The organism is Thermosynechococcus sp. QKsg1 (assembly GCF_031586415.1).
Lineage (GTDB): Bacteria > Cyanobacteriota > Cyanobacteriia > Thermosynechococcales > Thermosynechococcaceae > Thermosynechococcus.
Genome location: NZ_CP134200.1, coordinates 936,640 through 960,048 on the forward strand (window position 1 = coordinate 936,640; position 23,409 = coordinate 960,048).

Sequence of the window (23,409 nt, forward strand, 5' to 3'; positions counted from 1 at the left end):
GACACCGTACTTGATCATTTAGCCCACCTACTGCGAGGAACACCATGACGATTCAACTAGGGGGACATCGCACCGCCCGTCGCGCCTACGGTATTGATGAAATTGCCCTTGTCCCCGGCAACCGCACCCTTGATCCCCAACTGGCCGATACCCGCTGGCGCATTGGTACCATTGAACGGGAAATTCCGATTATTGCCAGTGCCATGGATGGGGTCGTGGATGTCACGATGGCCGTCAAACTCAGCCAAATGGGGGCACTGGGTGTCCTCAACCTTGAGGGAATTCAAACCCGCTACGAAGATCCAGCACCGATTCTCGAACGCATTGCCAGCGTCAGTGTTGATGAATTTGTGCCCCTGATGCAGCAGTTGTATGCCCAGCCGATTCAGCCCCACCTCATTGAAAAACGCATTCAAGAAATCAAATCCCAAGGGGGGATTGCTGCCGTCAGTTTAACCCCAGCGGGAGCCAGTCGTTTTGGCGATGTTGTGGCAGCGGCAGGGGCCGATTTGCTCTTTGTCCAAGCCACGGTTGTCTCACCGGCTCACCTTGCCCCTGAGGGGACAGACCCCTTAGACCTTGCTGCTTTTTGTGAGCGGATGCCAATGCCCGTCATTTTGGGGAATTGCGTCACCTATGAGGTGGCCCTCAGTCTTATGCACTGTGGTGCGGCAGCAATTCTAGTGGGGATTGGGCCGGGGGCAGCCTGTACTTCTCGGGGTGTGCTTGGGGTGGGGGTGCCTCAAGTCACGGCGATCGCCGACTGTGCCGCCGCGCGGGAAGCCTACTTTGAAGAAACGCAGCGCTATGTGCCTGTGATTGCCGATGGCGGCTTAGTTACCGGTGGCGATGTCTGCAAGTGTATTGCCTGTGGGGCTGATGCGGTGATGATGGGATCCCCCTTTGCCCGTGCCAAAGAAGCCCCCGGTCGCGGTTATCACTGGGGTATGGCCACGCCTAGTCCGGTGCTGCCTCGGGGGACGCGCATTCATGTCGGCACCACTGGCACCCTTGAGCAGATTCTGCGGGGACCCGCTCAGTTGGACGATGGTACCCATAACTTCCTTGGGGCATTGCAAACCAGCATGGGCACCCTTGGCGCCAAGGATCTGCGGGAAATGCAACAGGTGGAGATCGTCATTGCTCCTTCCCTCCTCACGGAAGGCAAGGTCTATCAAAAAGCGCAAAAACTGGGGATGGGTCGCTAGCCGAGGGGCAGATAGCTATAGTCAATGCGGCCACCGCCGCGAAACTGCTGCCGATAGGCGATGCTGACGGGATCCTCACTGGCGTAGAGGGTATCAATGCCAATACCATTGCGGCCATATTCTTTGCCAGAGCTATGGATATACTCTCCCTGCCCCAGATAGAGACCCACATGGGTCGCCTTTTCACGGGTACCAAAAAAGACGAGATCACCCCGCTGAAGCTGGGGTAAGGTTTCCTCAATGGAGTTGCTTCCTAGGGGCGTGGCAAAAGCCTCCTGCTGATAGGCATCCCGCGGCAGCCAAATGCCTTGATGGGCAAAACTAGCCTGTATCAAGCCAGAGCAATCGTAGTTGGGGGCAACGGTTCCGCCCCAGAGGTATGCATGGGGAACCCGCTGTGCCGCTAAGCAAAAGGCAATCACCTCCTCAAGGACAGCCTCAATATAGGCGCGATCGCGGGTAATGGGTTGATAGGGCTGAGTGGCGGGTGTGAGATGGCGGTAATCCTGTGGATCCAGCCAGCCCCAGTATTCATCCTCAGCAAGTTGCACGTAGGTACGTTCAGCCCCCAAAGCAGGTGCCCAGAGCAAGCGTCCTGCTGCCCCTTGGGTCGCCAAGCGATCGCCCGTGGGGGCGTCGTAGAGGTTCACCATGGCCGTGAGTTGATAAAGCTGCATTACCGTCTGATGGTTTAGAGAATAATGACTTTGCATTTGAGTTGCCCCTCTTTTTGCTTATAGCGGGTCAGTAGCATGGTTTGAAGGCTTCAAAACTCTACGTATGTAATTTCTTTTTCTTAAGGTGACCGAAGAGGGGTATCAGTGAAGTTGGGCTGTACTGCTACATGACATCGACTGAGTAGGCACGGATTGCTGTATCCACTGTCGCAATGGTCAAACCGTTTTGTAATGCTTGACAGATGAGCATTCTGTCAAACGGATCGCGATGCAAGGGTGGCAGTTTAGCTTAGCCAGTTGAATTACACTATTTTCATCAAGACCAAGGCTGTCAATACTCAGATAAACCTCATTGTCTGGATCACGAAATTATATCCCGAAGATCCGTTGATAACTGGATATCACCACTAATGAACCATAAGAAAATATGCGTATCTAACAAAATTCTCATTTACAGCTCTTTTCAAAAGAATTGAACTTACCTAGGAAAGTTAAAGCTCCTCTATGACAGGGTTACAGCCTCTCGATGACCCCCATATTTTAGAAAAGGGCTGTACCCTCGAATGCGTTGAGCAGCTCTTCCGGCAAAGGAGCGTCGAAATCATCTGGAACGGTAAACTCGCCCGCACATAAACCAAATGGTCGCAATTGCTTACTCTTGCCAATAGGTTTAAGAGGTTTAAGTTCAGCAATCAGCTGGTTAGATCTAAAAATAATAAGGGTCTCACCTGCCTCTACTTGATCCAGATACTTGAGAGGATCACGCTGAATCTCATCAACCGTTACATTCAACATCGGCTTGCCTCAACACAACTTGATATATGCATCAAAATCCAAAGCAGTGAAACATTTCAAGGCTTCTCTTCCCCTCTTTAGTGATTCCAAGTACAGGTCGCAATGCTCATCAACGAACTAAAGGCTGGGTAGAGCGGCTCTTGGGGTATTCATAGCTTTCTCAATACTCTGCTACTTTATTTTAATTTCTTTCTCTTGAGGCGACTAAAAAGAGGTCAGCTACAGTTCAATAGGGGGCAGCTACAACGGGAGCAAACTGTGCCGCCACATCCCCCACCAACTCAGGATGGTTCGGATCTAGCATCATCACCGGTGCCTCAGGGTGTAACTCAAACTTCTCTAAGGGAAACCAGAGGATGTTGGGCGCTGTGGTTAGCTCAAAAACGTAATAGCGGTGGGTTAAATCCATAACGGTGCGGTATTCAGTGTTGTAGAGACTTCCCGGCACTTTATTGGGGGCACCAAAGGGCACAGAGACATTGCGGGCGATCGCTAACACACTGGCGATCGCTTCCCGTTGATTGCGGGGTTCGGGCAGCACCTGCAAGAAATAATCAGCCCGCACAAAGCGATGGCTGGGATCCACATTCCCCGGCAGCGGTGTTTGGCGTGTGGCATTGGTGAAATCAAACTGGGCACGGTAGGCCAACTGCTCATCATAGGGGGGATCGTTGGTCATGATTTGATACTGGCGTCCATGGTGGATAACCAGTTCACCGTTGAGATATTCCAAAATGGCCGAGTCGCCACTGGCATCCGCGATCGCTACATGAACCGTGCTGGCAAAGCCCTGTACCGTGATCATCACTGGTTGAATCTGAGCCATGAGGTCAAGGGCTTCCTGCACTGTTGCCGCATTATCCAGCAGGTATTGCCCCCAGAGTCCGGCGTGTACCCCCTGCTTTTGTGGATGCCGTGTGCCAAAGTCCGTTGCTGTCAAATAGAGCAGATGCACTGCCAAGCCCTGTTCATTGAAGCCATCGACGGTTCCCAAGCCGTACATACTGACAACGGCACTGCCATAGCGGGACTGCCAACGGGCGGGGTTTGCCATTTCAAGAGCAGCGGTGCCCAGATGATTGCCCTGACGCTGAAGCCCACGCGGAAAAATGATTAGCTTTGGTTCAGTGGTGGTGGGCCAGTCCATGGTTCGCGCCACAAAGACCCCTAGGGCATTGGTATGCCAGAGAATGCGAGTACACATGGAACCCTCAACAGCAAACGGCGGCATTCAAGAGGGACTTAAATAACTGCAAGCCGTCTAAAGTATGGTCACTGGGGGAGTGGCTCAAGGCGGGGTCAGCGGCGCGCTCAGGGTGGGGCATCATGCCTAACACATTGCCAGCAGCATTGCAAATACCGGCGATATTGTTGAGCGAACCATTGGGATTACTCTCAGGGGTGACATTCCCTTGGGCATCGGCATAGCGAAAGAGGACTTGGCGGTTGGCTTCCAGTTCAGCGAGGGTGGCGGCATCGGCGTAGTAGCAGCCCTCACCGTGGGCAATGGGCAAGCGAATCACCGTTTTATCGCCATAGGCCTGTAGCCACGGGCGTTCCTTGGCTTCTAGGCGCAAATACACGCGATCGCAAATAAAATGCAAGTCCCGATTGCGCACTAGAGCACCGGGGAGCAGTTTGGCCTCGGTCAGGATTTGAAACCCATTACAAATGCCCAGCACCCATTTGCCAGCGGCGGCATGGTCTTTGACGGCGGCCATAATTGGTGAGAAGCGGGCGATCGCCCCACAGCGCAAATAATCACCAAAACTGAAGCCCCCTGGTAGCACAATCAAATCATAGTCACTCAGATGGGTCTCTTCGTGCCACAGCAGTTGCGTTCGCCATTGGAGAATTTCACTCGTGACGTAGGCCACATCGCGATCGCAATTGGATCCGGGAAAAACAACAATCCCCACGTTTAGGGCATGACTCACAGCAATCCATCCATCACGTCAGTAATCGGCTTTAACTTGGCAGGGGCATGGAGTAGCTCAATATCCCGTAGCCAGACCACACCGTGTCCCATGAATTCCACCCCAATTTTAATCAAGCCGGGGGTCTGGGGTTCTGGTTTGAGGTGAAAAGGCACTTCGCACAGGTGCCAGTCGCGATCGCCCACGAGGGAAACCGTGCGCGAAAATGTCCAACCAAAGGGTTGACTGCGGCTGAGGAAGAGTTGTCCCCCCTCAGGCAGCATCCCGGTTTTCACTAAGGCACGGCACAGGAGCAATTGATCGCCCCCTTGGGCAGAGGGCACTTCCAACCAGAGGTGGGCTTCCGGGAGTTCAAAGAGGGGAATCGTCTGCGGCCAGTGGGACTCCAGATACGAAGCGGCACCTTCGACCCTGAGACCAGAGCCAGCAATAGGCTGATCCACACCCGCCCGAAAAAGGGCAACCCGTTGGAAGGGGGCTGCGGGTTCCGGTACCTGCAGCAAGGGGGCAAGGGTCTCCGCCAAGGACTGTAATCCCGATTCAATCCCAGCCTTGATGCCCGCCTCGATACTGGCTAATAGATCATCCCACCAGTTGAACATCGTGCCTATCCTGCGGCAGTCGCCAGCTCCTGCAATTCAATGCGAAAGGTTTCAATCACGGGGTTGGCCAACAGTTGATCGGCAATGTGGGTGAGTTGTGCCTCGGCAGTGGCGCGATCGCTGGCCTCTAGAGTGAGTTCCACCAGTTTGCCAATGCGCACCGCTTGCACATTGGTATAGCCCAGATGATGAATCCCCGCCTGTACCGCGACGCCTGCGGGATCTAACACCGATGGTCGCAGCGTAACAAAAACCTGTGCCTGAAATTGTGCCATGGACTATACCTCGCGGGGGGACTGCTCGATCAGGGACTTCACACCCTCAATCGTTGCCGGGATACTGCTGGGATCCATAAATAGTACTTTACTGCTATCACTATGGCCAATGGTGCGTCCCATATCTAAATAGCCCTGAGCAAGGAGAAACTGGAGCGCTTCCTTGGCCTTGGGATCTTCGCGCAGTGCTGCGGCAATAATTTTCATTGCTTCTGCAGTTCCTTGGGCACGCAAAATCTGATCTTGGCGCTCAGCTTGGGCACGCAACACCACCACTTTTTGTTCTGCTTCCGCTGCCAGAATAGTGGCTTTTTGTTCGGCCTCGGCGGCTAACACTTGAGCTTCCGCTTTACCTCGAGCCGAGTTGATCGCTGCTTCCCGCTCCCCTTCAGAGGTGAGAATCGCAGCCCGTTTTTTGCGCTCCGCAGACATTTGCAGTTCCATTGAGTCTTGAACCGCCTTCGAGGGGGCAATATCCCGCAGTTCCACACGGGTCACCTTCACCCCCCACGGATCTGTAGCAATATCGAGATCCCGCAGGAGATTCTCATTCACCTGAGTACGAGCGGTAAAGGTTTCATCCAGCTCTAGCTTCCCCATTTCTGCTCGAATCTGCGTTTGCACCAGATTCACCATTGCCATCTTCAGGTTTTCCACCTTGTAGTAGGCGCGCTCCATATCAATAATCCGCCAGTAAACAACGGCATCCACCGTAATCGTCACATTGTCACGGGTGATACACTGCTGCGGCGGAATATCTAAGACCTTTTCCCGAGTCGTTTGCTCAAAGACCACGCGATCAAGGAGCGGCACTGTAAAATTTAGCCCCGGTTCCAAGCGACGGCTATAGCTGCCTAACCGCTCCACCAAGGCCATATTGCCCTGATTGACAATGCGCACAGAGCTACCAATAGCCCAGCCCCCAAACCCCAGTAGAAACAGCAGGCCAAAGAGTTCACCCATAGTTTCCGTTCCCGAATCAGTTCACTACTACTCTAGGAGCTGGCGGTCTAGGTTGGGCTACAGCAGCGGCTAATTCATAATTTGTTACTCGCCTTTAGCTGACCTAGGAGTGCTGATTCTGGCACCATGGAGCAAGGATTTTGGTTAATACCCAGAAGTGTTGAATCCTGCAACAAAACTTAACATTTTAAGTGACCAGTAGCTCTGGCTGCCAATCAAAGCTCCAATGCACTATTGAGCAGCGACGACTGAGTTCCAGTTGCAAATATCGCAATTTGTCTAATAGCTTCTTCCCAAAGTATTCAGGTATCTCCACCAGCTCTAAAATTAAATAGGCAATTAAAACCATATAAATCTGATTTATCACCCCGTTCAAACTCTTCGTAATCAACTTGTCTAATGATAAATGCATCTTCAGAAATTTCCATAGGTTCTCAATCGCCCACCGATGCCGATATAACTCACTCACTTCCTCATCACTCAGCTCCTTTAGATTTGTCGCTATACGAAACTCCGTTTGATTCTCGTCAAAAAATTGAACCACGCGATATCTCTCATGATTGAGCTTCATTCTCATGTTATTCTTGATACGTACAACAAATGAGCACTTCCTCTCACTCAGTCGCTCTAAAAATTGCCAGCTCGCAAACCCTCTATCCATGATTACAACAGCATTCTCAGAGATCATTTCTAGAATCTCCTCTTGAAAGCTCAAGTCATGTCTCTCCCCAAAAGAAATCACCGCTTTACCTATGATGTTCTCTGTTAAATCAAATCCCGTAAGTAACTTCACTTGATGATATTTATAGAACCAAAAGAGTTTACTGGTCAGGGTAATGATGGTTGAATCGATAGGAAACAGCGTCATGCTTGAAGTACGATGTCTCTTTTGAGCTTGAGACATCAGTTGAGTGTAAATCCCCTCAAATAAGCTGGTTGTCCGAGTTTTGTTGGCTTTGGAAAACGTGGACATATCCACTGTAATCCCTGCATGATTCAAGCGATAAAATAAGGCTCTCATACTGGTTAACCCTTGGTCGAGAACGTAGGTCAACCAGATTTTGAAGAACAATTGAGAGTTCAGCACGGGGTAGTCACAGGGGCTGAGCCGATTGAGAATGGACTTGACAAGAGTTGCAAAAGATGCCATAGTAAAGCCAATTGATTGTTTTTTCTTCTTTTAAGGGAAGAATATGACATTTCTTCCCTTTTTTCTAGCCTCTCAAACTATCTTTCAACACTTCTGAACCAAATGCTATTATTCTTTTTCTGCTTCGCTTGACGACAGGGGAAGGTGTGCCGTTTCTCTTCATTACACGATTAGTGCCTTTTGCGATACTTCTCGGTATTGTCCTCTACGATGTCGATACGATAAATTGATGCCACTGCCAGCACCGCCTAGCGCTCATATTCAAGTTAAACCTTGGCATAACAGGCTTCCGTGCGAGGATTTCTACCGAGAAGTTGCCAGTACCGCAGGTGGGTTCCAAGAAAGGCGAGTTAATGCGTTCGGTTTCTGGCTGGACTAAATCTAGCATAGCCTGCACGATGTGCTGGGGGGTGAGTACTTCACCATGGTCAGCAACGCGGCGTTTGGATTTGACAGTTTTTTCCACGGGGACTTGCTGTCAAGGACTAAATGAGGAGGACTTCCTGCTCTCTATTATTTGGGCGCCGCTGCTGTCAGTACTTCGTGCCCCTCGGTGGTGACTAAGACATCGTCTTCGATGCGCACGCCAATGCCGCGCCAGCGATCGCCAATCTCAGGTTGACCCTCGGCAGGAGTCGCTTCGGGGTGAATATAGATTCCCGGCTCCACTGTCAGCACTTGACCCGGTTGCAGGGTAACCCATGTCTCTTTGTTGTGCTTGTAAAGGCCGACATCATGGACATCGAGACCCAGCCAGTGACCGGTGCCATGCATAAAGAAGGTGCGATATTTCTGGGTATTGTTCTCTTTGCCTTCGTTGATCAGATCGTCAATTGCTCCCCGCAGCAGGCCAAGGTCAACCAGACCCTCAACGATCACCCGCACCGCCGCATCGTGGATTTGGTTGTAGGTATTCCCCGGTTGCACCTGCTCAATGGCGGCCTTTTGGGCAGCAAGCACAATCTCATAAATGGCTCTTTGCTCGCCACTGAACTGGCCACTCACAGGAAAGGTGCGGGTAATATCAGCGTTGTAGTAGCGATAGGCACAGCCAGCATCAATTAAAAGTAAGTCTCCTGCTGCCATTTGCCGTTGGTTCTCAGTGTAGTGGAGCACACAGCTATTGGGCCCTGAAGCCACAATGGAAGGGTAGGCAGGACCATCGCCCCCCCGTCGGCGAAAGAGATGCTCCATCTCCGCCTGAATTTCATATTCCCAGCGTCCGGGGGCAGCCACTTCGCGGGCACGCTGATGGGCTTCGACAGTGATGGCGATCGCTTGGCGCATCAAGGCCAATTCTGCTGCTGATTTAATTTGCCGCATCGGTGCCAAGAGAATACTGGGATCGGCGATCGCCCGCGGCCCTGTGCCCCGCTTGGGTAGGGTTGCTAAAAGCTGTTGATAGTGCTTGAGAATCAGTTGATTAAAGCGCTCATGGTGACCAAAGTGGTAGTAGAGGGGGTCGCCGGTTTCCAGATAGCGCGGCAGGTGCTGCTCTAGCTCACCAATGGGATACACCGCATCGGCGCCTAATTGCTCCTTGGCTGCTTCTACCCCAAGGCGTGCCCCTGTCCAGATCTCTTGGCTGAGATCCTTGGGCTGCACAAAGAGAACATAGCGATGCTCACTGTGGTTGGGCGCAAAAACAGCAACGGCCTCTGGCTCATTAAAGCCCGTGAGGTAATAAAAGTTACTTTCTTGGCGAAAGTTGTAGTCCACATCATTGTGCATGATGGCGCGCGGGGCACTACAGAAAACAGCGACACCCGTGCCCAATTTCTCTAAAAACTGCTGCTGTCGTTGCTGGTACTCTGTTTTCATCGCGCCTTGAAAAGTGGGTCAACCCTTGGGAATGATGACCCTGAAGTGGTTTGGTGGGGGCGGAGGGACTTGAACCCTCACGACTTGTTTAAGGTCAACGGATTTTCATCCTCCTGCCGCTTTCGCGACCACCCCTTGGGTGTTGAGGATTGGACTCTCCCTTTACCCGCGTAGAGGATCTACGGTAGGGTAGCTCCCGTCGAGTCTCTGCACCTTCCGTTTCTGGAGGAATGATCCATGGGAAACGGCTTGGCTCAGGATTGCCCTATTTGCCCTATGGACAAACGTAGGTTTCCCTGAATTTGAGAGCATTCACTTAATAGATTTCTCTACTAAGGCTCAATTGCTTAAGTCCGCAGCGTCTACCATTCCGCCACGCCCCCTTCAGTACCGCTACTATACCACCTTGGCTTTGGGGGATGCAATTCCTACCGGCGTTGGTAATAAGCCCGCAAACCCTCGAGGAGCCGCTGATTTTCGCTGTCACGGCGCACCGCCACTCGGAAGTAGGAAGCGCCCAATTCGGGAAAGCTGCAACAATCGCGAATCAAAATGTGATGCTGCTGGAGGAGGTAGGTTTGCAGGGGCAAAATGGTGTCCGTTGCTTGCAGGAGTAGAAAGTTTGCCTTGCTCTCGGTCACCACCTTCAGTTCGGGCATATTATTTAAGGCCGCCGCAAAGGCATGACGCGCTGGCGGTAACCATGCCCAAGTCTGTTCCTGAAAGGGGCGATCGCCCAAAGCTGTGACACCGGCAATGATTGCCAAGCAATTCACACTCCAGGGATCGCGCCACGATCGCCAGCGTTGCCAACGTTCTGGAGAGGACACCCCATAGCCGAGACGCAGACCCGCCAGACCATAGAACTTCGTCAGCGATCGCAGGACCATCAAGTTCGAGTACTCAGAAACAACCTCCACAAGGGACTCGCTGGCTGCAGGGGGCAAAAAGTCCATAAAGGCCTCATCTACCACCACCAGGGCACCCGTCTCTAGCAAGGGCTGGAGCTGATTCCGCGACCAAAGATGCCCACTGGGGTTATGGGGATTGTTAATGAGGATGGCATCTTCAGGGGTTAGGGCAGGCGCGATCGCCCCAAAGCCGCTTTGCACCTGGGCTAGGGGAATCGGCACAATTGGGCAAGCAAAAGCCGCCAGTGCCCGCCGGTAGTCAGCAAAAGCAGGAGTAATAAGATAAATCTGCTGGCGATCGCCACACTCGCGACCTACCCAAGTCAATAACTCCGCCGCGCCGTTGCCCACCAAAAAATAATCCTTCGGTAGTTGATGCAGGGCGGCAAGGGCATCCACCAAGGGACGGCAATCGGGATCGGGATAGTCACGAATCGTGGGCAGCGCCGCCTGAAGGGCGGCTATCACTGAGTCAGGAGGTCCCCAGGGGTTGAGACTGGCGGAGAAATCCAAAATTGCATCGGGAGCACAGCCAGCGATCGCTGCCGCCCAAGCTAAATTGCCACCGTGGCGGGGGGGCATTCAGACTATTTTTTCTTGCCCTTGGCCGCCGGTTCAGGAGCCGCCGGCGGTGCAACTTTTTCTTTGAAAAGTTTCCCTGCTGAAAAGGCGGGAACGGTAGTTGCTGGGATTTGCATTTTTTCTTTGGTTTTCGGGTTGCGTCCTTCACGGGCTTTGCGCTCCCGCGGTTCAAAGGCACCAAAGCCCACTAGTGTCACTTTTTCTCCCTTGGCCACGGCCTCCATGATTTCCTCAACGGTGGCTGAGATAATGGCCTCAACTTGCTTTTTGGTGACGTTGTTGGTGCTATGGGCACGACTAAACACAGCATCCACGAGTTCAGCTTTATTCATGGGGATCACTCCACAGAAACATTAAAGGTTGTTAATTGAGGAACAAATGGGTGAAAGGCACGAAACCCTTGCCTCTGCTTGCTTTCAAGCCTCATTCTAGAATAGCCAGACCCCAACTGGAACCCTGAAACCTTTAAGATATGTGGTTTTCAGCCACTTTTATCCATTAGAAATTTCTCAAACCCTTGATTCATCAGTCTTTTAGCCTATTCCATCCTCTTTGCAGGGATAGTTTGGGGCAGTGACAGTTGTTAGAAAAATTAACAAATCACGGTGTCCCAAGGTCTGAATATCGCCCCAGAGAACAAAAAAGCCCCATGGCTGAGACGATGGGGCATTCACAAATTTCATGAATTTAATGCTTGGATTCGGAGGATTTGATCACAGCGTATTGGCGATGATCTATCCCCTAGGCATCATCCAAGGCGGCAATACCAGGAAGTTCTTTGCCTTCGAGGAGTTCAAGGCTGGCGCCACCACCGGTGGAGATGTGGCTCATGCGATCGGCAACGCCCACTTTTTCCACAGCAGCTACGGAATCGCCACCGCCAATAATCGTGGAGACGCCCTCACTGGTGAGGTCAGCCAAACAGCGGGCGATCGCCTCCGTGCCCTTGGCAAATTGATCAAACTCAAACACCCCCATTGGGCCATTCCAGATCACTGTTTTGCAATCCTTGAGCGCCTCTTGGAAGCGTTTGACCGAAGCAGGCCCAATATCCAGACCCATCCAGCCATCGGGAATCGCTTCGATACTGACCACTTGACTATTGGCATCGGCGGCAAAGTTATCCGCCACCACGACATCTGTGGGCAAGAGCAACTCCACCCCTTTTTCTTGGGCTTTGGCTGCGAGGTGTTTGGCTAGCTCCAACTTGTCTTCTTCCACCAAGGATTTGCCCACATTGAGACCCCGTGCTTTGTAGAAGGTGAAGATCATGCCGCCGCCGATCAGCAATTTATCCACTTTTTCTAAAAGGGCTTCAATCACACCAATCTTAGAAGAGACTTTCGATCCCCCCACAATCGCAGCCAAGGGACGGCGGGGATGCTCAATGGCGTTTTGGAGATATTCCAGTTCTTTCTCAATCAAAAAGCCCGCCACGCAGGGACTGAGGTATTGCGTCACCCCAGCAGTTGAGGCATGGGCGCGGTGCGCAGTGCCAAAGGCATCGTTGACATAGACTTCTGCACAGGCCGCCAGTTGCTTGGCAAATTCAGGATCATTTTTTTCTTCCCCCGGATGGAAGCGCACATTCTCGAGGAGACAGACATCCCCATTGGCCATTGCTTGGGTATGGGCCACCACGGCATCACCAATGCAGTCATCGAGCTTGGCCACGGGTTTGTGGAGCAGTTCCGAGAGCCGCTGAGCCACAGGAGTGAGGCGCAGTTTATCATCCACACCCTTGGGACGGCCAAAGTGGCTGACAAGAATCACCTTGGCACCTTTGCTGATCAGGTCTTGAATGGTGGGCAGTGCGGCGCGGATGCGAGTATCGTCAGTGATGACGCCATTCTCATCGACGGGAACGTTAAAATCCACCCGCACGAGGACACGCTTTCCTTCTAAGTCGGCAGCCGATAACTGCGCTACAGATTTTTTAGACACGCTAGAGCCTCCTAAATGCGTTAAAACATGGATGATAGTACTAGGGGCATAACAATCCCAGCCAGCGATGGAGTGACCCGTTACAGAACCCTCACCTGACCCTCATTCTACCCAAGGGCGTGCCCTTCCACTTGACTCCAATGAGGTGAACTCTATGTTCAAAACCATTCTTTTTCCCATTGACCGTAGCCGTGACACCCAAGAAGCCATACCTACCGTGGTGGAGATGGTGAAGTTGTTTCAGAGTCAGTTGTTTTTGCTATCAGTGGAGGAAAGCGCTGAACCGGATGCGGAATTAGAGGCAGCGATTACAGAATTTTTGAATCGTGCTAAGGAGGCCTTTGCCCAACACGCGATTGCGGCGGAAACTTTGCTACGGCGCGGCAAACCGGCCTTTGTGATCTGTGATGTGGCCGATGAGATCAATGCCAGTTTGATTATTATGGGTTGCCGAGGAACGGGCCTGACCCCAGAGGGGTTTCAAGAAAGTGTCAGCAACCGCGTGATTAATTTGGCGCCCTGTCCGGTCTTGGTGGTGCCCTAGGCGCTGCGTAACTGAATCTTGCGGAGGTTAAAGTTTCCTCACAGGCGGCCTAGCCCTTGGGGCGATCGCCGATGATCTAAGGAAAGTGAATGTGTTGTCTCGTGGTTGATCTGCATGCTGAATCCAACAGATGTGACGCCGACCGTGTTTTCCCCTGCTGCTGATCAACTGCAAGCCCTTGGGGTGTACGTAACCATCCATGGCCATTTCTATCAGCCCCCCCGCGAAAATCCCTACCTCAATGCCATTGAACACCAACCCAGTGCCCAGCCGTTCCACGATTGGAATGAGCGTATTTACTACGAGTGCTATCGCCCCAATGCCTTTGCGCGGATTCTCAACGATCGCGGTGAGGTCATTGATATTGTCAATAACTTTGAATACCTCAGCTTTAATATTGGCCCGACGCTCTTTAGTTGGCTCGAACGCTACGATCTTGAGGTCTATCAGCGCATTATTGAGGCTGATCGCCACAGTTGTCAGCGCTTCAATGGCCCCGGCAACGCGATCGCCCAAGTCTATAACCACATGATTTTGCCCTTGGCCAACTACCGCGACAAACTCACGCAAATTCGGTGGGGCAAGGCGGACTTTCGGCGGCGGTTTGGCCGCGAGCCGGAGGGGATGTGGCTGGCGGAAACGGCCATTGACTATGACACCGTAGCCGCCCTGATTCAGGAGGGGATTCGCTTTACGATTTTGGCACCTTCCCAAGCCCAACGCTGTCGTCCCATTCTTGCCGACGGTGAAAGCGAGTGGATTGAAGTCAGTGGCAGCCAAATTGATCCGACCCGTCCCTATCGCTGCTATTTGCCGGAGGGCGATCGCCAGCGGGATTACCTCGACATTTTCTTCTACGATGGCCCCATTTCACGGGACATGGGCTTTAGTGACCTGCTCAGTAGCTCGCAGTTTCTAGTAGGACGCCTAGGGCAGGCCGTACGCGGCGATCATCGCCCCAGTCAAATCATTGCCGTTGCCACTGATGGGGAAACCTTTGGCCATCACAAGTATGGCGGTGAAAAAGCCCTCGCCTATGCCTTTAAGGTAGAAATTCCCCGTCGAGGCTGGCAGATCACTAACTTTGCCTACTACCTCAGCCTGTTCCCGCCCACATGGGAGGTGGAACTCAAACCCGTCACGGCGTGGAGTTGTGCCCATGGCGTGGATCGCTGGCAGGACAATTGTGGTTGCGGTGGCGGAGGCGAGTGGCAGCAACTGTGGCGACGCCCCTTGCGGGAGGCGCTGAACTGGCTGCGGGATGAGCTAATTGACATTTATGAAACGCTTGGGGGCGAGCTATTTCAGGATGTTTGGGCTGCCCGCGATGCCTATATTCAGGTGCTGGGCGATCGCGCCCCGGAGACCCTGCATCGTTTTTTGGCACATCACCAACGCCGCCCCCTGAGTCAAAGCGAGCAAATTGATGCCCTGCGTCTGCTGGAGATGCAGCACCATGCCCTGCTGATGTTTACCAGTTGTGGCTGGTTCTTTGATGAACTCTCGCGGCCTGAGGGGGTACAAATTCTCCGCTATGCGGCACGGGCGATCGAACTGGCGGGAGATGTGGCAGGGGTGCAGTTGGAACCGGAGTTTATTGAGCGTCTGGCCGCTGCCCCCAGCAATGTGCCCCAGTTTGGCAATGGGGCAGCAGTCTATCACCAGTTGGTGAAAACGGCTCAAATTAGCTTGCAGCAGGTGGCCGCCCACTATGCTATGAGTTCCCTCTTTAACAGCTACCCCCGCCAACACCAGCTCTACTGCTATGAGATCGAGCAGGGGGATTATCATCTCCAACGCATGGGCAGCCTGACCTTGGCGATCGGCCAGATTCAACTCACCTCGACGATGACAACCGAGTCCCAACTGCTGATCTTTGCTGTCTTGCACTTGGGGGGCTGGGATTTCCACTGTGGGATTCAACCCTTCCAAGGGCGGCGGGAATATAGCCAGATCAAGACCCATCTCCTGCAAGCCTTCCAACAGGGGAGTGCAGCACGGGTGGTGGTGGCAATTACGGAACGCTTTGGGGGGGTAGCCTACAGCTTGGATGATCTCTTTGCTGAGGAACGACACCGTCTCATGGGGGTGCTGGCGCGGGAAACCCTTACGCGCTTGGATCAGCTTTATACCCAAGTCTATCGCGATAACTACGGTATCCTGATGGGGTTTCAGCGGGATGGCCTGAGTGTGCCCCAAGAATTGCAAGTCGCGGCAGCGGTGGCGTTGACCCATCGTGCCATTAGCCATTTGCGGGGTTTAGAGCAAGACCTGAGCGATCTCAGTGATTTGCCCTTGGCGGATCTACAAAACCATTTAGCAGAATTGGCGGCGATCGCCCGTGAAGCACGGTTGTTGGGTTGTCACCTTAGCCTTCAAGAGCAACAGCGACTCCTTGAGCAGCAAATTAGCACTGGATTGCGTTATCTTGCCCACCACCTCGACAGTGACACCCTTGGCCAGTTGAGTCCCCTGCTGCAGGACTTGATCACCATTGGCGATGCCTTAGGTTTGAACCTGAATCTGGATCGGGCACAGGAACAGCTTTATACCCTGATGGGTGAACTGCGGCAGAAGGGCAGGCACCTCAGCGAGGGCGATCGGCGGCACCTACAAACCTTAGCTATCCGCCTCAAGGTTGATCCCCAACTATTGGTTGCCCTCTCTTCCTAGGGAAGAATCTCCGTTAAATCCAGCACGAATCCAGGGAGCAGGTCTTCCCCAGAGAGGTGCCGAGGGGCGATCGCGACTTCAGGGGGTATTTGAGAACGGTAGATTTCTACCCGTTGATTTTGCGGGTCAATCAGCCAGCCTAGGTGCAAACCATTGTCCAGATATTCGCGCATTTTGGCTGCGAGTGGCCGCAGATCATCACTGCGCAGCTCAATCACAAAATCGGGACAAAGCGGTACAAATCCTTGCCGTTGTTCGGCGGTCAAGGCGTGCCAGCGATCGCTTGGAATCCAAGCAACATCGGGACTGCGAATGGCGCCATTGGGCAGCTTAAATCCCGTCGAGGAGTCAAAGGCAACGCCCAATCGGGATTGCTGATTCCAGAGGTACAGTTGAACAGCTATTTGAAGATTGCGCCTGCCGGTTTCTCCACCTGTGGGGGGCATAATGATTAATTCTCCACGGGGCGATCGCTCCAGCCGCAGATCAGGGTTTTGGCGGCAAATTGCGGCAAACTGCTCATCGGTTAGTTCCAGCACCGGTTGTAGGGCGATCGTCAGCATGGCTGAGCAGCCTCTCATCGCGTTTCCACTACCCCAGTTCTAGCAAATTAGGAAAGTTGCCTCTGGCCAGACCAAACCTACGTCCAGTTTCGTTAAAATCAGCGAACTAGCCCCATAGGCTGGCCTAGGTATCACCCAAAAAGTGTGTGAGGAGTACGTATGTCGTTAACGTCGCCAGAAATGGCTGAGGCGTTTGGTGCCGCTTCTGAACGCGGACTAATTCCCCGAGTCTTGCAACCGGCGTTGCACTGGTGGTTATCTGCGCAGTTGGAGCAGGCAACAGGCTTGGAAATTCAAATTCAGGGGGGCGATCGCCAGATTTTGCGGGGATACTTACCCCACGTGCGCGTTGCCGCAGCAAGAGCCAGTTATCGCGGTATTCAATTGCGCCAAGCAGCCGTCCAAGCGGAACAGATTCAGATTAATCTAGGACAAGTGTTGCGAGGCAAACCCCTAAAACTCTTGGCACCAGTGCCGGTACGCGGGGAACTAATTCTCAACCAAGCCGATCTCGACGCCTCTTTGGGGGCGCCGCTCCTGCAATCCAGCCTACGGGAACTGCTGAAATTGCTCGATCAGCGCGGCTTGGGCAAAGCAGGGGTCAATCTGCAAGAGTGGCAATTGCGGCGTACGCAGGCAGAATTGGGTGCTGGGTGCCTCAAACTGGTGTTCTCGATGGTGAATGCCCAAGGGGAGCAGGCGGATTGGCATTTGATGACCCAGGTGCGCTTGCAGGATGAGCGAACCCTCTGCTTAGAAAAGGTGCATTGGCAAGGGGAAGGTGACCCTCATCCCACGGTGGCCATTGATTTGGGTGAGGGGGTGGCCATTCAGGAGTTGCGGCTAGAAACGGGTGCCCTCAGGGTGCAGGGAATGATTTGCATTTATCCCTAGGTTGCTCAGCAACGCTGCTACGCGTCCTAAATCCTTGATTCCCGGTTGGCTTTCCACACCACTGGCTAGGTCAATCCCTTGGGGTTGGGTTTGGGCGATCGCCTGCCGACAATTTTCGGGCGTAATACCCCCCGCCAGCCACCAAGGGCAAGGAACGTGTAACGCTTTGAGGAGCGTCCAGTCAAAGGGCTGTCCCGTGCCTCCCAACTGCTGCGGATGGTAAGCATCCAAAAGAATACGATCCACAATCGGGGCGTAGGCGGGAATCTCAGCGAGGCTGGCTGCCGATCGCACCCGCAGGGCTTTGATCAACACAATATTAGGGAAAGTATGGCGCACCTGTTGGCAAAACTCGGGCGATTCGCTGCCATGAAGCTGTAGTGCCTGTACCCCTGTGGTTGTGACTAAGTGGGCTAATACTGCTAAATCGAGATTGGCAACCACGGCAACAGTCAGCACTGAGGGGGGCAACTGCCGACAAATCTCGGCAATGGTTGCTGCGGGGACATAGCGGGGGGAATGGGGCACGGTAATAAACCCCAGGGCACTGACGCCCATTTGGGCGATCGCGATCGCCTGTTCGGGTAGAGTCAAGCCACAAATTTTGACAGTAATTTTGGCAGGGACAGTTGAGTTAAGCATTTGTAACGAGATGCACCATTTTGTAAAGAACTAGCGGTGGGCGATCAGGCCGTTCCGTATAATTCATGGGCAATTGTACCCATTTAGGAGGAACCATGGTGTTAGCCACGCTCCCCGATACCACTTGGACGCCGTCTGTGGGTTTGGTGGTGATCCTCTGCAACCTGTTTGCGATCGCCATTGGCCGCTATGCCATTCAATCACGGGGAAAAGGCCCCGGTTTACCCGTTTCCTTGCCCGCCCTCTTTGAAGGCTTTGGTCTGCCGGAATTGCTGGCTACTACCAGCTTTGGCCACATTTTGGCAGCAGGTGTCGTCAGCGGCCTACAGTACTCCGGTGCCCTCTAGGGTCGGAATACCCTTAGCAATCTGACGGGAAAGGAAGGGCAGTACCTCCGTATTCTTGCTGGCGGTGCAATTTTCCGTAAAAACCACCAAGGTATAGGGGCAATGATTGGGGAGTTCAATATAGGCCGCATCGTGGCGCACCCAACTGGTGAGTCCCGCCTTTGACCACAACTTTGCCCCCGGCGGTAGCCCTTCCCCCAAAAAGCCCTGTACTTGGTTTTCTGGATCCTCGGCCAAAAGCTCTGGATCGAGGGAACGCTCCATCAGTTCCATCATTGCTTGACTGGCACTGGCAGAGACGGCTACGCCCCCCACAATGCTATGGATCAGCTTGGCGGTTGCATTGGTTGTCAGACGATTGGCATTCTGGCGATCGCGCCCGACAAATTCCTGCTCTCGTCCATAGGGGCCATCACACCACGTTTTTTGATTCACGTTGATATTAGTTAGCTCTGGCCACCCTAAGGATTGAAAATAGCGATTGACGATATTGCGCTGGTATTGCCATGTGCGAAAAGGTTCCGGTGGCAGCACTGGGCCACTGGTCGTCCCTGTGAGCATATCCACCACCAACCCTGTGGCATCATTGCTAGAATCCACAATCATATCCCGCAGGGCGCGTTCCAATTCCGCATCCGGCTGGAGCATGCCACTATGGAGCCATTCATGACAGGCCACCAGATAAAACAGCTTCACCACACTGGCCGGGTACATCAGCACATCACCCCGATAGTGGGCGCCGGGAATCGAATACTGCCAAAATTCTGCGGCGGTCAGCGCTCCGCCCGTATTCACGGGAATGGGGGGTGGATACACCAATAAGGTCAGGGCAATGTCCTCTTGTCCCAGCCAAGGAAAGTGTTGCCATGTCGCTTGGAGTGTCCGCGTCACCAAATCCGTGAGATAGGTGTTGGCCTGAAAAAAAATCATTATTTCACTCCTACTCTGGCGATCGCTCGACCCCATTGCGGGCACCGGAATAGACCAAGCCCCGTTCCACATCCATAGTGAGAATCGTGCCCTCGCGGATCAGGCGGGTGGCATTTTTGACCCCAACAATCACTGGAATCCCCAAGCGCAACCCCAAGACCGCCGCGTGGCTCGTCAGGCTATCCTCTTCGGTAATAATGCCTGCCGCTTTGCGAATGGCTTCCACCAATTCAGCACTGGTGCGCTCGGCTACCAAAATTTCGCCACTATTAAACGTGCGAACTGGCATTCCTGCGTGTACCACCCGCGCCGGGCCACTCACCGACCCATGACCAATGCCACAGCCGCGTCCCATCACCGAGGTGACGAGTTCCACCTTGATCATATCCGTGGAGCCAGAGACCCCTTGCAGCGTGCCAGCGGTCATCACCACTAGATCCCCTTCCTCTAGGAAGCCCCGCTCCTGTGCCGCATTAATGGCTGCCTGAAACGATTGGCGCATCGAGGGATGATCCAGAGTCAGCAGTGGTTCTACCCCCCAGACTAACTGCAAGCGCCGTGCCACCTCGATATGGGGCGTTGCCGCCAAAATCGGAATTTGGGGACGAAACTTGGAGACATTGCGGGCTGTAGCGCCGCTCTTGGTTTGGGTAATGATGGCTTTGGCATGAAGTTGTGCTGCCACCTGTCCCACCGCTTGACTAATGGCATTGGGAATGGAACGCACCGCTATGGACTCAGCCACGGGCGGTTGCCGCAGTTGGGGTTGGTTGTCGATGCGGGCGGCAATCGTGGCCATCATCTTCACTGCCTCGACGGGGTATTCCCCCATGGCCGTTTCATTGGAGAGCATCACGGCATCGGTGCCATCGAGAATAGCATTGGCGACATCGGAAATCTCGGCACGGGTAGGGCGGGGGCTTTTCACCATGCTGTCCAGCATTTGGGTGGCGGTAATCACGGGAATGCCCAAGCGGTTGGCGGCAGCAATCAGCCGTTTTTGCAGAATCGGCACCTCTTCAGCAGGCAATTCCACCCCCAAATCACCCCGTGCCACCATCACCCCATCACAGAGGGAAAGGATGGCATCCATTTGCTCAATGGCCTCGTGCTTTTCGATTTTGGCAATCACCGGCACCTGCTTCCCAGCGTTGGCAATCAGTTCTTTGATCTCCAGTACATCTTGGGGATTGCGAACAAAGCTGAGGGCCACCCAATCCACCCCTTGATTGAGGCCAAACATCAGATCTTCACGATCTTTTTCTGTCAGGGCTTTAATCGAGAGGTAAACCCCCGGAAAGTTCACACCCTTGGCATTGGAGAGCGTGCCGCCAACAACCACTCGGCAATGGAGTTCACCCGCGTCTTTATCCACTTCTTCCACGAACATTTCCACGCGGCCATCGTCGAGCAAAATTGTGGCGCCGGCGGGAACCTCCTGAGCCAAGGGGGGATAGGTAATGGAGCTAATGTGCTGATTGCCCATGATAGAGCGACTCGTGAGGGTAAAGCGATCGCCCCGTTTGAGGGAAATGGAGCCCTGTTCAAACCGCCCGAGGCGAATTTTGGGGCCTTGCAAGTCCTGCAAAATGCCCACAGGTTGCCCCAACTCATAGGAAATTTGGCGAATCAGGCGAATGCTGCGCTGGTGATCGTCGTGGGTACCATGGGAAAAATTCAGGCGCAGGGTAGTCGCTCCCGCTTGGATAATGGCGCGCAGTTTATCGGGATGGCTAACCGCTGGACCAATGGTGGCGACAATTTTAGTGCGGCGTTGCAACGGCTGGTTCGACATATTTAACTTAATCGTTAGGCCTCAACAGGTTACCCTATTTTGCTTGACATGGGGAGATACGCAGGAGCGTTTTGGACATTGTCCTACCCACGGTAACGGCTGTTGGTGGCAATTGAGTCCTGTTTCTAGCCTACAGCGATCGCTCCCCCCTTGAGGGAGGTGCAGCGGCTATAATTTGAGAATAATTCTCGCCCGTAACAGCCTGCCTATGACGACTTCTTCCCTGCCTACAACCGCCAAAATGGAGGCAATGAAGCACGGCCTACCGGTAACTATCATTACCGGGTTTCTCGGTAGTGGTAAAACCACACTCCTCAATCATATTCTGACTAATCAACAGGGACTGAAGACCGCCGTCCTTGTCAATGAATTTGGGGAGATTGGTATTGATAATGAGCTATTGGTGACCCAAGATGAGGGCATGGTGGAGCTCACCAATGGCTGTATCTGCTGCACGATTAACAATGACTTGGTGAATGCGGTTTATCGAGTGCTTGAGCGCCCCGACAAGGTGGACTACTTGGTGGTGGAGACAACGGGCTTGGCGGATCCGCTGCCGGTGGCTCTGACCTTTTTAGGAACAGATCTGCGGGATCTCACCCGTTTGGATTCAATTATTACGGTGGTGGATGCGGAGAACTTTAGTCTTGATCTTTTCAATAGCAGCGCTGCCCAAAGCCAAATTGCCTACGGTGACATTATTCTCCTCAACAAAGCAGATCTCGTCACTGAGGAACGCTTGCAGGAGTTAGAACGGCGAATTCACGAGATGCGGGAGGGGGCGCGGATCATTCGCACGGTGAAGGCGCAAGTGCCTCTGCCCTTGATTTTGAGTGTGGGGCTGTTTGAGAGCGATCGCTACTTCCAGCCTGAGGCAGCGCCCCAGCATTCAGAACACGACCATGAGCACCACCATCACGACCACGGTCACCACCATCATCATGAGTGTGACGAACACTGTGATCATGACCATCATCACCCTCATCATCACTCCAATCACCTTGAGGAGGATGGCTTTACTTCCGTGTCTTTCCAGAGCGATCGCCCCTTTGAACTGCGCAAATTCCAGTATTTTCTGGATCACCAGCTACCGGAATCCGTCTTTCGTGCCAAGGGCATCCTTTGGTTTAAGGAAAGTCCCCGCCGCCACGTCTTTCACCTCAGTGGTAAGCGCTTTAGCCTCGATGATGAGGAATGGAAAGGCGATCGCAAAAATCAACTGGTGCTCATTGGCCAAAATTTGGATCATCCAACCCTGCTGACCCAGTTGGCTGCCTGTGTCACTGACGCATAACCCCCAATCATGGCCAAGCAACGGCGCAAGGGAGACCTTCCTAGCAAAATTTGTCTGGTCTGTGGGCGGCCTTTCCAATGGCGCAAAAAATGGGCAAATTGCTGGCCGGAGGTCAAGTACTGTTCTGAGCGCTGTCGGCGGCGGCGCTCCCAAGCCCAAAGTTAATGTGCTTTTGCTGAATCAAAAGGAATGGTTCTATGAAAGTTGCCTATATTTTTGCCACTGACATGGCCAGCACCTTTAAGTTGGCAACCATGGTTTTACCGCAGCTGGAGCGGGGCGATCATGGCGCTGAAGTGGTGGGTATGATGTTTTTTGATGATAATCTCTTTTGTTTGCGTTTAGGGGATCCCGTTGGTGAGCGCTTAGCCCGCATTGCCAAGGAACAGGGGATTTTACTCATGGCCTGTGATCAGTGTGCGGTGCGCCGTGGTTTGGCCGAAGGAACATTTGACGAATGTGGCACCGGTTCTGTCAAAGCCAAGGGGATGGTTGAAGGGGTAGTGTGTGGCTGCTTTCCGCAGTTTTATGCTAGCCTTGCAGGAAGCGGACTCGATCAAGTCATTACCCTTTGAGTCTCTGCTGAGGAAGATGAGTCAACCGTCAGTTGTGTTTTCCAGCACCTTGGTCTGTCCCCATTGTCACACGAAGCAAGCGGAATGGATGCCCAGCGATGCCTGTGTCGTGCTCTGGGAGTGTCCCCAATGTCATGCCCACCTCAAACCCAAGGCGGGGGACTGTTGTGTCTTCTGTAGCTATGGCACGGTTCCTTGTCCATCGCGGCAGCTGGAACACACTGGCGATCGCTAGAATTGGGGGTTGCTATCCCCTGAGGAAACCGCTATCGTGGGGGCGCTTTTGC

25 protein-coding genes and 1 pseudogene are annotated in these 23,409 nt (G+C 53.3%); 9 read left to right on the forward strand and 17 right to left on the reverse strand.

Features of this window, described 5'->3' with window-relative positions; genetic code table 11:
- The first annotated feature begins 44 nt into the window (after positions 1–44).
- On the forward strand, positions 45–1,208 hold the full coding sequence (locus tag RHP47_RS04715; protein WP_149818647.1) for a GuaB3 family IMP dehydrogenase-related protein: 1,164 nt from the start codon (positions 45–47) through the stop codon (positions 1,206–1,208).
- On the opposite strand, the gene RHP47_RS04720 is transcribed toward RHP47_RS04715, so the two are convergent.
- From RHP47_RS04720 to RHP47_RS04775, 13 genes and pseudogenes are all read right to left on the reverse strand, one after another.
- Positions 1,205–1,921 (reverse strand): C40 family peptidase, encoded by a 717-nt coding sequence (locus tag RHP47_RS04720; RefSeq protein WP_226972014.1) that lies wholly within the window; start codon positions 1,919–1,921, stop codon positions 1,205–1,207. The genes RHP47_RS04715 and RHP47_RS04720 overlap by 4 nt on opposite strands.
- 127 nt (positions 1,922–2,048) lie before the next feature.
- Positions 2,049–2,336: pseudogene (locus RHP47_RS13015) on the reverse strand (type II toxin-antitoxin system VapC family toxin).
- Positions 2,337–2,425: 89 nt separating this feature from the next.
- Positions 2,426–2,680, reverse strand: coding sequence for a type II toxin-antitoxin system Phd/YefM family antitoxin (locus RHP47_RS04725; protein ID WP_286626843.1), 255 nt, complete (start codon positions 2,678–2,680; stop codon positions 2,426–2,428).
- 226 nt (positions 2,681–2,906) lie between these two features.
- Positions 2,907–3,884 (reverse strand): linear amide C-N hydrolase, encoded by a 978-nt coding sequence (locus RHP47_RS04730; RefSeq protein ID WP_149818649.1) that lies wholly within the window; start codon positions 3,882–3,884, stop codon positions 2,907–2,909.
- 7 nt (positions 3,885–3,891) lie between these two features.
- Complete coding sequence (gene purQ / locus RHP47_RS04735; protein ID WP_149818651.1) at positions 3,892–4,617, reverse strand: phosphoribosylformylglycinamidine synthase subunit PurQ; 726 nt, start codon at positions 4,615–4,617, stop codon at positions 3,892–3,894.
- On the reverse strand, positions 4,614–5,219 hold the full coding sequence (locus tag RHP47_RS04740) for a hypothetical protein (RefSeq protein WP_310841177.1): 606 nt from the start codon (positions 5,217–5,219) through the stop codon (positions 4,614–4,616). Before RHP47_RS04740 ends, purQ begins: the two co-directional genes overlap by 4 nt.
- Positions 5,220–5,224: 5 nt before the next feature.
- Positions 5,225–5,494: a phosphoribosylformylglycinamidine synthase subunit PurS gene (gene purS, locus RHP47_RS04745; RefSeq protein WP_149818656.1), complete on the reverse strand. Its 270-nt coding sequence runs from the start codon at positions 5,492–5,494 to the stop codon at positions 5,225–5,227.
- Between the two features lie 3 nt (positions 5,495–5,497).
- Positions 5,498–6,457, reverse strand: a complete 960-nt coding sequence (locus RHP47_RS04750; RefSeq protein ID WP_149818658.1) for an SPFH domain-containing protein — start codon at positions 6,455–6,457, stop codon at positions 5,498–5,500.
- Between the two features lie 187 nt (positions 6,458–6,644).
- Positions 6,645–7,607: an IS4 family transposase gene (locus RHP47_RS04755; protein WP_310841179.1), complete on the reverse strand. Its 963-nt coding sequence runs from the start codon at positions 7,605–7,607 to the stop codon at positions 6,645–6,647.
- A gap of 513 nt (positions 7,608–8,120) precedes the next feature.
- Positions 8,121–9,428: an aminopeptidase P N-terminal domain-containing protein gene (locus RHP47_RS04760; RefSeq protein ID WP_310841182.1), complete on the reverse strand. Its 1,308-nt coding sequence runs from the start codon at positions 9,426–9,428 to the stop codon at positions 8,121–8,123.
- A 428-nt stretch (positions 9,429–9,856) separates the two neighbouring features.
- On the reverse strand, positions 9,857–10,921 hold the full coding sequence (gene cobD / locus RHP47_RS04765) for a threonine-phosphate decarboxylase CobD (RefSeq protein ID WP_310841183.1): 1,065 nt from the start codon (positions 10,919–10,921) through the stop codon (positions 9,857–9,859).
- Positions 10,922–10,926: 5 nt separating this feature from the next.
- A complete protein-coding gene (locus RHP47_RS04770; RefSeq protein ID WP_190278230.1) occupies positions 10,927–11,253 on the reverse strand; it encodes an HU family DNA-binding protein in 327 nt (108 codons plus the stop codon).
- 409 nt (positions 11,254–11,662) lie between these two features.
- Entirely contained in the window at positions 11,663–12,865 is a 1,203-nt protein-coding gene (locus tag RHP47_RS04775) for a phosphoglycerate kinase (RefSeq protein ID WP_206199851.1), read from the reverse strand.
- Between the two features lie 154 nt (positions 12,866–13,019).
- Between RHP47_RS04775 and RHP47_RS04780 the strand changes: the two genes are divergently transcribed.
- Together RHP47_RS04780 and RHP47_RS04785 are read left to right on the forward strand one after the other, a co-directional pair.
- Positions 13,020–13,409 carry a universal stress protein gene (locus RHP47_RS04780; protein ID WP_310841185.1) on the forward strand — a complete coding sequence of 130 codons (390 nt, stop codon included), beginning with the start codon at positions 13,020–13,022 and terminating at the stop codon, positions 13,407–13,409.
- A gap of 114 nt (positions 13,410–13,523) precedes the next feature.
- Positions 13,524–16,082, forward strand: a complete 2,559-nt coding sequence (locus tag RHP47_RS04785) for a DUF3536 domain-containing protein (RefSeq protein WP_310841186.1) — start codon at positions 13,524–13,526, stop codon at positions 16,080–16,082.
- Here RHP47_RS04785 and RHP47_RS04790 read toward each other — a convergent pair.
- On the reverse strand, positions 16,079–16,663 hold the full coding sequence (locus RHP47_RS04790; protein ID WP_226972016.1) for a Uma2 family endonuclease: 585 nt from the start codon (positions 16,661–16,663) through the stop codon (positions 16,079–16,081). The two genes, RHP47_RS04785 and RHP47_RS04790, sit on opposite strands and share 4 nt — an antisense overlap.
- 141 nt (positions 16,664–16,804) lie before the next feature.
- Here RHP47_RS04790 and RHP47_RS04795 point away from each other — a divergent pair, with 141 nt between their 5' ends.
- A complete protein-coding gene (locus tag RHP47_RS04795) occupies positions 16,805–17,539 on the forward strand; it encodes a DUF2993 domain-containing protein (protein ID WP_310841187.1) in 735 nt (244 codons plus the stop codon).
- Here RHP47_RS04795 and RHP47_RS04800 read toward each other — a convergent pair.
- Positions 17,489–18,181 (reverse strand): phosphoribosylanthranilate isomerase, encoded by a 693-nt coding sequence (locus RHP47_RS04800; protein ID WP_302679930.1) that lies wholly within the window; start codon positions 18,179–18,181, stop codon positions 17,489–17,491. The two genes, RHP47_RS04795 and RHP47_RS04800, sit on opposite strands and share 51 nt — an antisense overlap.
- Before the next feature lie 95 nt (positions 18,182–18,276).
- Here RHP47_RS04800 and psaK point away from each other — a divergent pair, with 95 nt between their 5' ends.
- A complete protein-coding gene (psaK, locus tag RHP47_RS04805; RefSeq protein WP_226972017.1) occupies positions 18,277–18,528 on the forward strand; it encodes a photosystem I reaction center subunit PsaK in 252 nt (83 codons plus the stop codon).
- Here the strand turns inward: psaK and RHP47_RS04810 are convergent.
- A complete protein-coding gene (locus RHP47_RS04810; protein WP_310841189.1) occupies positions 18,505–19,458 on the reverse strand; it encodes a serine hydrolase in 954 nt (317 codons plus the stop codon). The genes psaK and RHP47_RS04810 overlap by 24 nt on opposite strands.
- Before the next feature lie 10 nt (positions 19,459–19,468).
- Positions 19,469–21,253 carry a pyruvate kinase gene (gene pyk / locus RHP47_RS04815; protein WP_286649925.1) on the reverse strand — a complete coding sequence of 595 codons (1,785 nt, stop codon included), beginning with the start codon at positions 21,251–21,253 and terminating at the stop codon, positions 19,469–19,471.
- Between the two features lie 208 nt (positions 21,254–21,461).
- Here pyk and RHP47_RS04820 point away from each other — a divergent pair, with 208 nt between their 5' ends.
- Genes RHP47_RS04820 through RHP47_RS04835 form a run of 4 tightly spaced genes read left to right on the forward strand, consistent with a single transcriptional unit; the run spans position 21,462 to position 23,357 of the window.
- Entirely contained in the window at positions 21,462–22,547 is a 1,086-nt protein-coding gene (locus RHP47_RS04820; protein ID WP_310841192.1) for a GTP-binding protein, read from the forward strand.
- Between the two features lie 9 nt (positions 22,548–22,556).
- Complete coding sequence (locus tag RHP47_RS04825) at positions 22,557–22,712, forward strand: DUF2256 domain-containing protein (protein ID WP_149818685.1); 156 nt, start codon at positions 22,557–22,559, stop codon at positions 22,710–22,712.
- Positions 22,713–22,744: 32 nt separating this feature from the next.
- The gene (locus RHP47_RS04830; protein ID WP_149818687.1) at positions 22,745–23,122 is read left to right on the forward strand and encodes a SaoD/DsrE family protein; all 378 of its coding nucleotides are present in this window, start codon (positions 22,745–22,747) and stop codon (positions 23,120–23,122) included.
- Between the two features lie 16 nt (positions 23,123–23,138).
- Positions 23,139–23,357 carry a GDCCVxC domain-containing (seleno)protein gene (locus tag RHP47_RS04835; RefSeq protein ID WP_286626857.1) on the forward strand — a complete coding sequence of 73 codons (219 nt, stop codon included), beginning with the start codon at positions 23,139–23,141 and terminating at the stop codon, positions 23,355–23,357.
- The last annotated feature ends 52 nt before the right edge of the window (positions 23,358–23,409 follow it).